Genomic DNA, 11,542 nt, shown 5'->3' on the forward strand with positions numbered 1-11,542 from the left:
CCGTCAATTGCTAGCCGGCATCGCGGTTGGTCAGCGCGATATGGCAGCAGCCGCTGCCGTGGCCGGGCGTCCAGGTGACATTGTCGAAGCGCACGCCGGTCGCCTCGAACAGGCCACGGTCGAAGGCGCCGGCGATGCGGCAGAGCGTCGCGAGTTTTTCCTCGCCGACGCCGGCCTCGACCCAAGCATCCTTGAGGGGGCAGCGTTTCACCTTGAAGGCGATGCGGTCGGGCCCGCGTTCGACATCGGTCGGATACATCCGGCCGTCATCCGGGCTGACCGACAGGAAAGCTTCGCCGATTGAGCGCGCGTCGTTGGGACCGAATGCGGCGAAGGCGGCTGCGGCCACTTCCTTGCCGCGCTGCTCGATGGTCCGGGTCATTATCGCCTCGGCTCTTTCGGCGCCCAGCTCTCCGGTCAACTGATCCAGGAACAGGCGATAGAGGTCGGCCCGGTTGCGGAATGCGGAATCGAGTTCGCGCGACAGTTTCTCGGCTCTGGCTTCGGGGTCGATCATGATGCTTCCTGCGTGGTTCTTCTGAGCTTTGGTGCGGCTGCCACGAGCGCCTTGCCGATAGCCGATCGCGGCGCATCGATGACGGCGCGGGCATCGCCGCTCTCGGCAATCCGCCCGCCGTCGAGAAGGATGACGCGGTGGGCGACGGCCCTGACGACGCCGAGATCATGCGAAATGAAGAGATAAGCGATCCGTTCCTGGCGTTGCAGGTCGAGCAAAAGATCGAGGATCTGTCCGCGCACCGAAACATCGAGTGCCGACACCGCTTCGTCGAGCACGATCAGCGAGGGTTTCGTGGCCATGGCGCGGGCAATCGCCACCCGCTGCCGCTGGCCGCCCGAGATTTCGTGGATGGCGCGAGAGGCGAGCTCCGCCGTAAGCCCGACGCGCTCCAGCAGGGCGGCGATACGGCGCGGGCGCTCGGAACGGGAGGCGACGCCGTGGATGCGCAAAGGATCGTCAAGCACGCGCGCCACCGTGGCGCGCGGATTGAAGGCGGCAAGCGGATCCTGGAACACCATCTGCAAGCGAGCGCGACGCGCACGCAAGCTGGCGCCGCCCAGAGCCAGGAAATCATGGCCTTCAAACTCGATCCGGCCGGCATCCGGCTCGATCAGCCGCAGCACCAGCCGGGCGATCGTCGACTTGCCGCTGCCGGAGGGTCCGGCCAGCGCCAGCGTCTCGCCGGGCCCGATTTCGAAAGAAACGTCGTCGGCCGCGGTAACTGTCTTGCCGCCACGGCGGTAATGCCTGGTAAGGTTGGAAACCGCCAGCACGGGGGCGCTCATGCCATCACACCGTGGTGCAGCGGTTCGGCGTCGAGGCCGATATGGGCCTCGAGCAGCGCGCGCGTGTAGGCTTCAGTTGGCGCACTGACGATCTGTTGCGTGGCGCCAAGTTCGATCAATTCGCCATGCCGGAACACGGCAATGCGGTCCGCCAGCTCGGCGGCCAGCGCAATGTCGTGACTGATGAACAGCAGCGTCATGCCGTCTTCTTCCACCAGCCGCCGGATCAGTGCGACGATCTCGGCCTGCACGATGGTGTCGAGCGCGCTGGTCGCCTCGTCGGCGATCAAAAGTCTTGGGCCGGCTGCGATCGCGGCTGCAATCGCCACACGCTGCTTCTGGCCGCCGGACAGCTGATGCGGATAGGCGCGCAGGGCGGAGTCCGGGTCGGGCAGACGGACGCGTTCGAGCAGATCCTTCGCCTTGGCGTATGCCTGAGGCCATGTGAGACCGAGATGGGTTCGGGAGACTTCGGCGATCTGTTTGCCGACGGTCATGACAGGATCGAGGCTGGCGGACGGGTCTTGAAAGATGAAGCCGATATCGCGGCCGAGGAGGGGTGTGGGGCTTGGTTTGGAAGTGGTCTTTTGGACGCTGCGTTCTATGAGGCCCCCCTCTGTCCTGCCGGACATCTCCCCCTCAAGGGGGGAGATTGCACCTTCATCTCGGCCTTCGCCAATCCCCAATGGTGTAGGGGAGCCATCGGCGAAGCTGCCAATCTCCCCCCTTGAGGGGGAGATGTCCGGCAGGACAGAGGGGGGTGCCTTCGCACCCAACGCTGGCAAAACCCAATCGATACGTCCGTCAATCCTGGCGCTCGCCGGCAACAACCCCGCAATCGCCAAAGCCAGCGTACTTTTGCCCGAACCGCTTTCGCCGATGACGGCCAGCCGCTCGCCAGCCTTGATGTCGAGGCTGATGTCTCTCAGCGCCACCACCTCGCCGTCGTCACGGCGGTAGGTCACCGCGAGGTTGCGGATCGAAGCCAGCGCGGTCACGACAGGCCTCTTCGGACCGCCGTGGTTTCAACGATGCCTTCACCGGCGAGATAGACGCCGAGCACCGTCAGGACCAGTGCTATGCCGGGTACGATCGACAGGAAGGGCGCGGTGCGCAGCACGGCGCGGCCCTCAGCTATCATGCCGCCCCAGGTGACCCGATTGGGGTCGCCAAGGCCGAGGAAGGACAAAGCCGCCTCGGTGAGGATCGCCGCTGCCACGATCACCGAGGACAGCGCCAGCACCGGCGGCAAGGCATTGGGCAGCACCTCGCGAAAGGCGATTTCCAGCGGATGCATGCCGATGACGCGCGCGCCGGCGACGTAGTCGCGCTCGCGGATCGACAGCACTTCCGCGCGGGCCACGCGCGCGGGCCCGGTCCAGGTGCCGAGCGCTATTGCCGCCACGACGACGCCGATCGAAGGGCCGACCGCGCTGACGAAGGCCAGAGCGAGCAAAAAGCCCGGCACGGTCTGGAAGGCATCGGTGACGCGCATCAGCACCTCGTCGGTGAGGCCGTCGGCAAACCCGGCCACCGTGCCCACCACGGAGCCGATGGCCAGTGCGGCGGCCGCTGCCGCAAGGCCGACGGCAAGCGACGTGCGAGCGCCGTGGAAAAGCTCGGCCAGCACGTCGCGGCCAAGGCGATCCGTGCCGAGCGGCAGCGACCAGTCCTGGAAGGGCGGCAGCAGCGCCGGGCCGGCGATGGCTTGCGGGTCGCCCGGAAACAGCAGCGGCGCTGACAGGGCCGTGACGCACAATGCCGCCAGGAGGATGGCGCCGGCGACCGCCTCCGGCGTGCGCAGAAAGCGGCGGAGCGTGCTCATGTGCCGGCCTCGCTGGCGCCGACGCGCGGGTCGAGAAAGGCATAGGCGACATCGACGAGAAGATTGATGACGATGACCAGGACGGCGCTGACGAGAATGATGCCGAGCAGCAAGGGCGTGTCGCGCGCGGCCACTGCCTCCTGCGCCAGCCGACCCAGACCGGGCACGGCAAAAACACTCTCGATCACGACGCTACCGCCCAGCATCTGCGCCGACTGCAGGCCGAGCATCGTGACCAATGGCAGCAGCGCATTGCGGGCGACATGGGCAAGCACGATGCGGCGGCGCGACAAGCCCCTGGCGCGGGCGGCCAGCACAAAATCCTGCCGCCAGACCTCGGTCATGCCGGCACGCATCATCCGCAAATAGAGCGCCAGGTAGATGAAGCCGAGGGCTGAGACCGGCAGGACGAGATGGATGGCGATGTCGGCGGCGCGGTCGAGGCCGGCCTTGCCGGAGGCGATGGTCTCGATGCCGCCGATTGGCAGCCAGCGCAGGTCGACAGCGAAGACGACGATCAGCACCAGGCCGAGCCAGAAACCCGGCACCGCGTAGAGCGCCAGCGAACCGATGGAGAGAAAACGGTCGCGAAAACTGCCCGGCCTGGCGCCGGCATAGATGCCCAGCGCCGAGCCGAGGCCGAAGGAAAGCGCGGTGGCGCTGCCCATCAACCACAGCGTGGTCGGCAGGCGCTCGAGGATCACGTCGCGGATCGGCCGCGAAAAGGTGACGGACTGGCCGAGATCGAGATGCAGCAGCGCCCAGAGATAGTTGGCGAGCCGCGTCAGCTCCGACTGGTCGAGGCCCCAGCGATGGCGCAACAGCTCGATCATGCCGGCATCGCCGCCGGTCGAGACGATATAGGCATCGACCGCGTCGCCCGGGGCGGCTTCGAGCAGCAGGAACGTGCCGATGACGACGATCAAAAGCACGAAGATGCTGCCGACGAGGCGACGGCGGAGGAGCGTGAGGGCGCGGTTCATGGCGGCGTCGAAGAGGTGGTGAGACAACTGAACAAAATGTCGCGCTTGAGCGCCGCCCTCTGTCCGGCAGGACAGAGGGGGGCCTCGTAGAACTCAACGCCTACGATGATTTCGCGAACGTTCATCCGCGAAATACTGTCACGATTCCAGATATGTGTCCGCCCAGTTCGATACCGCCCAGCGCGGATTGTTGGCGATGTTGCCGACCGTGTCGCGGGCGACGCTGATGAAGCTCCATTCGGCGACATTGATCAGCGGCAGGTCGGCGGCCACCTCTTTCTGGAACTCCTTGTAGAGATCGGTGCGGGCCGATGCATCGAGCGTCTCGGACGCCTTGGCGATGAGCGCGTCCAGCGCATCGTTCTTGTAGCCGCCCTGGTTGGAGAACGGCACGCCGTCCGGAATGCCGCTCTGCACCAGGATGGTGGTCGAGATCGCCGGGTCGCCGCGGAACACCGGCGGGCCGACGGCGAGGTCGAAAGCGTGGTCGGTGTAGACGGCCTTGATATGCGCGGCGGAATCGTTGTTGACGAGCTCGGCGTCGATGCCGATGGCGGCGAGCGCCTGGCGCAGATAGTCGCCGAACTGCTTGGTTTCGTTGAAATAGGGAGCCGGCAACAATTTCAGCGAAAAGCGCTTGCCGTCGGCGCCCTTCTTGTAACCCGCCTCGTCGAGCAGCGCATTGGCCTTGGCGACGTCGAAGGCATAGGTCGGGACGTCGGCGGTATAGAACTGCGGGTCGTTCTTCGGCACCGGGCCGGTGGCGGTGGCGGCATAGCCGAGGAACACCGTCTTGACGACGAAATCCTTGTCGATGGCATGCGCGATCGCCTGGCGCACCTTCAGGTCGGCGAGCTCCTTGCGACGATGATTGATCTCGACGACGAGCTGGTAGGTCAGTCCCTCATAGCCCTTGGTGATCACCTTCAGGCCCGGCACTTTCGAGATGCGGTCAAGATCGGCCAGCGGCACGGCGGAGAAGGCGGCGAGCTGGATCTCTCCTGCTTCCAGCGCGCTCGCCGCCGAAGTGCGGTCGGGCAGCACCTGGTAGATGATCTCATCGAGATAGGGCTCGCCCTTGCCCCAATAATCCGTGCTCTTCGTCAGCCGGTAGTATTGGCCGGCCTTGTATTCGGCGAACTTGAACGGGCCGGTGCCGATGGGCGCGTTGTTGGCCGGATTGTCCTCGATCTTGCCGACTTCGTAGATGTGCTTCGGCACCACGCTGCTCAGCGCCGGCAGAGCGTTGCGGATCAGCTGGAAGGGCGTCGGCTTGGCGAATTTGAACACGGCGGTCAATTCATCAGGGGTATCGACCGCGGCCAGATCCTTGAACACGGTGCGGCCGAGATTCTGCAGCGGCTTCCAGATCTGCAGCGCCGAGAAGGCGACGTCGGCCGAGGTGAACGGCTTGCCGTCATGCCATTTGACCCCCTCGCGCAGTTTGAAGGTCGCCGACAGCCCGTCGGCGGCACCTTCCCAACTGACCGCCAGCCGTGGCGCAAGCCCGTCCTTGCCGTCGAAGGAGGCCTCGGCCAGCGTTTCGACGATCTTGCTGGAGATGAAGAAGACGCCGTTGGAGGCGACGATGGCCGGGTTGAGGTTGCGCGGCTCGGAATCGGCCGCAAGCACCAGGCGGCCACCCTTCTTCGGCGTCTGGGCCGAGCTCAAGGCCGGCATCGCGGTGGAGGCCAGAAGCATGGCAGAGCCCGCAAGCACCGTGCGGCGTGAAATCCTGAACTCCGGCATCATCCTATTCCCCCTCTATCTCATATCTTCCATGGAGGCCTTTCGGGCGTTTCCATGCACGTTTGATTATGGGCCTTGCCGTGGCTTTCGCCAGAGACGGAATTGGCGCATCGTGGCGTGGCTTTGAAATTTTTGTTCGCTGGACCAGTTACGGGAGAGTGGTCGATAGACCTGGCTTGGTAAGACCAGGTCATCCGATGCACCTCACATTATCGGCACCGGCGACGGCCATTCAGCTGGGCGAGCCTGTTTCTGGCTGGACCAGATGGGCGAAAATGGTGCAGATTTGACCCGAAGTCGGAAGACCTAACGGGATCGGGCATCCGGCGGTCCAGCCGATCCGCGCGGACATTCAGGGAGAGAGACAATGAACATAGCTCCGGGGAAGAGTGCCGTCGGCGACATCCCATTCGACCACGCCAGGGTCGATGGCCTGATGGAAGAGGCTGATATCGACGTCCTGCTCGCGACATCCAAGCACAACACCCAATATCTGCTCGGCGGCTACAAGTTCATCTTCTTCGCCGCCATGGATGCGATCGGCCACAGCCGGTACCTGCCGATCGTGATCTACGAAAAAGGCGGACCGGACCACGCCGCCTATATCGGCAACCGCATGGAGGGTGGCGAACACCAGAACCACCCGTTCTGGACGCCGACGCTGCATGCCGCCTGCTGGGGCACGCTCGATGCCGCCAATCTCGCTGTCGAGCATGTGCGCAAGATCGGCAAGGGCGACGCTCGCATCGGCATCGAGCCGGGTTTCCTGCCGTCGGACGCCTATGCCCTGATCCGCAAAGCGCTCCCCGACGCCAAGCTGGTCGATGCCACCGGCATGCTGGAGCGCATGCGCGCCATCAAGACCGAGGCCGAGCTGGAGAAACTGCGTATCGCTTCCGAACTGATCACCGATTCCATGCTGGCCACCATCCAATGGGCGCGCGAAGGCACGACCAAGAGCGAGATGATCGAACAGCTTCGCCGCGAGGAGACCAATCGCGGCGCGCATTTCGAATATTGCCTGCTGACGCTGGGCTCCAGCCACAACCGCGCGGCGTCGCCGCAAGCGTGGAAGAAGGGCGAAGTGCTGTCGATCGATTCCGGCGGCAATTATCATGGCTATATCGGCGACCTCTGCCGCATGGGGGTTCTCGGAGACCCGGATGCCGAGTTGGAGGACCTGCTGGCCGAAGTCGAGGCGGTGCAGCAGGCGGCGTTCTCGAAGGTGAAGGCGGGCACGCTCGGCGGCGACATGATTTCCCATGCCGAAGGCGTGCTGAAAAAATCCAAGGTCGCGCCCTACACGGATTTCTTCGCTCACGGCATGGGGCTGATCACGCATGAGGCGCCGTTCCTGATGACCAACCATCCGGTGACCTATGAAGGCACCTATGCGGGCAAGCCGCTGGAGAGGAACATGGTGCTATCGGTGGAGACGACCATGCTTCACCCGACGCGCGGCTTCATCAAGCTGGAGGATACGGTGGCGGTTACCGATACCGGCTATGTGATGTTCGGGGATCGGGGTCGGGCATGGAACCGGGGTAGCATGTAACCTGCCACGTTACAAATGAGCGTGCCGGTCTCGATTGTCTCTAAGGCGCGTCGCGTCGAAACGAATTCATGCGCGGCGCTTTGCCGTTGCCGCTAAACAGAAGTCACTTTTGCGCGACAGGCACTAAACCATTCCAGTGCAGACGACTTCCAATCTTCCGTCGATCGTCTGGGTGCAGCATATGGTAAGCCCCTCGGATGCGGAGACGACGGCGCAATCGGATGCAAACGTTGACGCCCACGGACTGCCGGATTTGGCGTTGCGATGGAACCAGGAGAGTTGGCTCTGAAGCCCGGCCATGATCATAAGCAGGGCATTGATGTCACGTTGATCCGGCGAGGGCGGTGTAAAAGCGATCTTGACCAGCGGATGCTTGTGGTCTTTGCAGTTGACCGTCCGTACCTGCTCGACCGTCTGGATCAAGCTCAGCGGCACGGGTATCCAGGATTCGCAGGACATATCGGTCGAAAAGAGAAGCGTTGACGGGTCGGCGTCGTTGGCCTTGACAATACCGCCAACCGTCATGGCCGGGTTGCCGTCCGGCAGGCTGCCCGTTGCGAGCTTTTCCACGAATTCCTGGGGACTGAAACGCGTCATCGCTTCTCTCTCAAGGAGGCATGCTGGACGATAGCATATCGGAAGGGCGCCTCAAAGTCGCGAGCGAGGGGAGTTCCCGGCCGGCAGCAACCTGAAATCCGGCAGTTCGCGCAATCCCAGTTCCGGCCCTGCCGGCGAATAGACGACGAACAGCTGCATCGGCCCGTCGCCGGTGTTGAGCGTCGAGTGGAAGCGGCTCTCCGGCACGTAAATGGTGCAGCCGGGGCCGACCTTCTCGACCACCGGATTGCCTTGCTCGTCCTCGACCATCTGCTCGCCATGGCCCGAAATGACAAAGATGATTTCCTCCGCGCCCGGATGGTTATGACGGGTATGGCCCTTGCCGGAGGGCAGGTCGACGACGCCGCCGGAAAAGCGGGTCGCGCCGTTCACTTCCGGAGCGACCGTCAGCGACAATTTTCCCCAGTCGAATCCGAAGGCGCTGACATCCTTCGGGTAGACGAACACCTTGCTCTTGTCGGTCATTCTCATGATCCCTTCTTTTTCTTCGTGGTCGTCTTCAGGCCGCCAAGCGTGACGGCCTTGAAATCGGCGGTCTGCCGGGCGATCGCCGCTTCCGCCGGCAGCCGCTCCATCGAGCTCGCGCCATAAAAGCCGTGCAGGCCCTTGCAGCGTTCGAGGATGTAGCGGGCGTCGTCCGGCATCGAGATCGGTCCGCCATGGCAAAGCAGGATGACATCCTTGCGCACCGAACGGGCCGCTTCGGCGATCGCGTCGATGGCGACCACGCAATCGTCGAGCGACTTGGCAGAGGTGGCGCCGATCGAGCCCCCCGTCGTCACGCCCATATGAGCCACGACGATATCGGCGCCGGCCCTGGTCATGGCGCGCGCCTCGTCCGGGTTGAAGACATAGGGCGTGGTCAGAAGGTCGAGCTTGCGGGCTTCGGCGATCATGTCGACCTCGAGCCCAAAACCCATGCCGGTCTCCTCGAAGCTCTGTCGCATGCTGCCGTCGAACAGGCCGATGGTGGGGAAATTCTGCACCCCGGAAAAACCCATCGTCTTCAGTTCGGAGAGCAGCAGCGGCATGATGACGAACGGATCGGTGCCGTTGACACCAGCCAGCACCGGCGTCTTCCTGACCACCGGCAGCACCTCGTAGGCCATCTCCTTGACGATCTCATTGGCATTGCCATAGGCAAGCAGGCCGGCGGCCGAGCCGCGACCGGCCATGCGGTAGCGGCCGGAATTGTAGATGATGATGAGGTCGATGCCGCCGGCCTCTTCGGCCTTGGCCGACAGGCCGGTGCCAGCGCCGCCGCCGACGATCGGCACGCCCTTGTCGATCATCCCCCTGAATTTCTTCAGTATGTCCTTGCGCGGTATTGCCGGCATGTCTTGGATCTCACTGTCTGGCGATTTCGAGGAAAGCCGCGACCGCGGCCTTGGCGAATCGGGGATCATTGATGTGCAGCGGCAGGCGTGTCAGCCGGCGCGTCGCGTTCGGCTTAATCCTGCGCTCAATGGCTTCGAACAGGGCGGCATCGGCTTGCGGGTCGAAGAAGGCGCCGCCTTCGATGTCGAGCGCCGAGACGCCTTTCTCCGGGACAAGGAAATGCACGGGCCCCTTGCAGTGGGCGAGCCTCGTGCCGATCCACTCGCCGATCTTGCGGCATTCCTGCGCCGTCGTGCGCATCAGCGTGACGTTCGGGTTGTGCTCGTAGAACAGCCGCCCGCGATAATGGTCCGGAATGGTCGCAGGCGCCCAGAAATTGACCATGTCGAGCGCGCCAACCGAGCCGACATAAGGCAGGCCGGTGCGGGCAACGGCACCGAAACGATCCTCCGTCGCCGGCAGCACGCCGCCGAACAGGAGATCGCAGACCTCAGTGGTGGTGATGTCGATGGCGCCGGACAGCAGGCCGCTGTCGGCCAGTTTCTCCATGCTGCGGCCGCCGGTGCCGGTCGCGTGAAAGACCATGCAGTCATAGGTCGAACGGAGCTGATCCGCGATTGCCGTCACGCACGGCGTGGTGACGCCGAACATGGTGAGGCCGATCGACGGCTTCCCCTCGGGCGGCGGCGGCGGTCTGGCGGCCATGCCCGATATCGCCTGGGCCGCATTGTGCAGAACGACACGCGAGAGCTGGTTCAGCCCGGCCATGTCGGTCACCGACGGCATCATGACGATGTCCGAGATGTCGACATAGGGCGCGGTGTCGCCGGAAGCGAGCGTCGAGACCATGATCTTGGGCAGGCCGAGCGGCAGCGCGCGCATGCCTGCGCTAATGATCGACGTGCCGCCGCCGCCGCCGATGCCGATCATGGCGGCAATGTCGTTTCGCGATTGGACAAAGCGAGCGAAGGCAATGCCCATCGCGGCGACCGCGGTGCCGCGGTCATCGCCGGCGAGCACCGCGTCTCGCCCGCCGGGATGGTGGCCTGCCACATCCTCAGCGGCAATGTCGACCGGCACGCTCGCGCCGCGCGTTCCGACGTCGACCCGGCAGACAGCGGCACCCGTGGCGGCGATCGCGTCGGCCAGGAAGGCGAGTTCCTCACCCTTGGTGTCCGCGGTGCCCACCACATAAATGCGCTTCATCGATGCCTCCCTCTGCCGGTCCAAGTCACCCAGAGGCTCAGTGCTCTACAGAGCGTCAACCTAGCCATTCCGAAAACGAGGAGGTCATTGCAATTTTTTGAGACGCGCGTATCATATTGGTATGGATGTCTCACGTCAACACGCCGCAGCAAGCGACGACACCGCCGGGGGACCAGAGCGTGGACCGCGCGCGCGCACGAAACGGCTGATGCTGGAGACGGCGACGAAGCTGATGCAGGCAGGCGCAACACCTTCGGTCAGCGAGGTTGCCGAGGCGGCGCAGGTGTCCCGCGCCACCGCCTACCGGTATTTTCCGAGCCAGGCGGCACTGGTGCAGGCAGTGGTTAACGAGGGGCTCGGGCCGATCCTCACCTGGAAATCCACCTCTGCCGATGCCGAGCGCCGCGTCGCCGAGCTCTTCGATACGGCCATGCCGCGCATCGAGGCTTTCGAGGCCACATTCAAGGCGGCGTTGAAACTGTCGCTCGATCAGTGGGCGCGGCGCCAGGCCGGCACTTTGGGCAGCGAACCGACCTTCAAGCGCGGCCACCGCGTCGAGTTGCTTCAGGACGCGCTCGCTCCGCTCAAGGGCCGGCTGCCGCCGCGCGACCTTCAGCGGCTGGCGCAGGCGCTGTCGCTGATCTTCGGCGTCGAGGTGCTTATCGTGCTGAAGGACATCTGGGGACTGGACGGTCGCCGGACGATGTCCGTTGCCCAGTGGGCGGCGGTCGCCCTGGTGCGCGCGGCGATCGCGGAATCAGTGTCCGAAGCACAAGCGATCGAACCAACAAGGGTCACGAAATAGCAGGTATCTGGTTCTACCAGATTTGCATACTGGTTGCCGATATTAACCGCAATGCTGAAGCATGAACAAGGCCGATGTCTATCAATGAGTAGGAAAATTTAGGAAAAACAGGCAGATAAGGCTGGAATTCGAGACTTCGAGCTGTCACCATTGCTCAA

12 protein-coding genes are annotated in these 11,542 nt (G+C 64.1%); 2 read left to right on the top strand and 10 right to left on the bottom strand.

Translation table 11 applies throughout. From position 1 onward, the window contains the following. Positions 1-10 precede the first annotated feature (10 nt). From FJ959_RS25950 to FJ959_RS25975, 6 genes are all read right to left on the bottom strand, one after another. Entirely contained in the window at positions 11-517 is a 507-nt protein-coding gene (locus tag FJ959_RS25950; RefSeq protein ID WP_140624445.1) for an L-2-amino-thiazoline-4-carboxylic acid hydrolase, read from the bottom strand. Next, positions 514-1,305, bottom strand: coding sequence for an ATP-binding cassette domain-containing protein (locus FJ959_RS25955; RefSeq protein ID WP_140558316.1), 792 nt, complete (start codon positions 1,303-1,305; stop codon positions 514-516). Before FJ959_RS25955 ends, FJ959_RS25950 begins: the two co-directional genes overlap by 4 nt. Then, positions 1,302-2,303 (bottom strand): ABC transporter ATP-binding protein, encoded by a 1,002-nt coding sequence (locus FJ959_RS25960; RefSeq protein WP_181171979.1) that lies wholly within the window; start codon positions 2,301-2,303, stop codon positions 1,302-1,304. Before FJ959_RS25960 ends, FJ959_RS25955 begins: the two co-directional genes overlap by 4 nt. Continuing rightward, positions 2,300-3,130 carry an ABC transporter permease gene (locus FJ959_RS25965; protein WP_140632853.1) on the bottom strand — a complete coding sequence of 277 codons (831 nt, stop codon included), beginning with the start codon at positions 3,128-3,130 and terminating at the stop codon, positions 2,300-2,302. Before FJ959_RS25965 ends, FJ959_RS25960 begins: the two co-directional genes overlap by 4 nt. After that, entirely contained in the window at positions 3,127-4,113 is a 987-nt protein-coding gene (locus FJ959_RS25970) for an ABC transporter permease (RefSeq protein ID WP_140632856.1), read from the bottom strand. Before FJ959_RS25970 ends, FJ959_RS25965 begins: the two co-directional genes overlap by 4 nt. A 138-nt stretch (positions 4,114-4,251) precedes the next feature. Beyond that, positions 4,252-5,862, bottom strand: coding sequence for an ABC transporter substrate-binding protein (locus FJ959_RS25975; protein WP_140632859.1), 1,611 nt, complete (start codon positions 5,860-5,862; stop codon positions 4,252-4,254). A 367-nt stretch (positions 5,863-6,229) separates the two neighbouring features. Here FJ959_RS25975 and FJ959_RS25980 point away from each other — a divergent pair, with 367 nt between their 5' ends. Then, on the top strand, positions 6,230-7,417 hold the full coding sequence (locus FJ959_RS25980) for a Xaa-Pro peptidase family protein (protein WP_140632862.1): 1,188 nt from the start codon (positions 6,230-6,232) through the stop codon (positions 7,415-7,417). Positions 7,418-7,540: 123 nt separating this feature from the next. Here the strand turns inward: FJ959_RS25980 and FJ959_RS25985 are convergent, their stop codons facing one another. The 4 genes from FJ959_RS25985 to FJ959_RS26000 are packed head-to-tail and all read right to left on the bottom strand — an operon-like array spanning position 7,541 to position 10,579. Then, positions 7,541-8,014 (bottom strand): hypothetical protein, encoded by a 474-nt coding sequence (locus FJ959_RS25985; RefSeq protein ID WP_140624438.1) that lies wholly within the window; start codon positions 8,012-8,014, stop codon positions 7,541-7,543. Between the two features lie 51 nt (positions 8,015-8,065). Then, the gene (locus FJ959_RS25990) at positions 8,066-8,500 is read right to left on the bottom strand and encodes a cupin domain-containing protein (RefSeq protein ID WP_140500417.1); all 435 of its coding nucleotides are present in this window, start codon (positions 8,498-8,500) and stop codon (positions 8,066-8,068) included. A gap of 2 nt (positions 8,501-8,502) precedes the next feature. Beyond that, on the bottom strand, positions 8,503-9,372 hold the full coding sequence (locus FJ959_RS25995; RefSeq protein ID WP_140500416.1) for a phosphoenolpyruvate hydrolase family protein: 870 nt from the start codon (positions 9,370-9,372) through the stop codon (positions 8,503-8,505). A gap of 10 nt (positions 9,373-9,382) precedes the next feature. Further along, positions 9,383-10,579, bottom strand: a complete 1,197-nt coding sequence (locus tag FJ959_RS26000) for a Tm-1-like ATP-binding domain-containing protein (RefSeq protein ID WP_140558328.1) — start codon at positions 10,577-10,579, stop codon at positions 9,383-9,385. Positions 10,580-10,700: 121 nt separating this feature from the next. Here FJ959_RS26000 and FJ959_RS26005 point away from each other — a divergent pair, with 121 nt between their 5' ends. Beyond that, positions 10,701-11,384 (top strand): TetR/AcrR family transcriptional regulator, encoded by a 684-nt coding sequence (locus FJ959_RS26005; protein ID WP_140632865.1) that lies wholly within the window; start codon positions 10,701-10,703, stop codon positions 11,382-11,384. Positions 11,385-11,542: the final 158 nt, after the last annotated feature.

Source organism: Mesorhizobium sp. B2-2-4 (assembly GCF_006442375.1).
Lineage (GTDB): Bacteria > Pseudomonadota > Alphaproteobacteria > Rhizobiales > Rhizobiaceae > Mesorhizobium.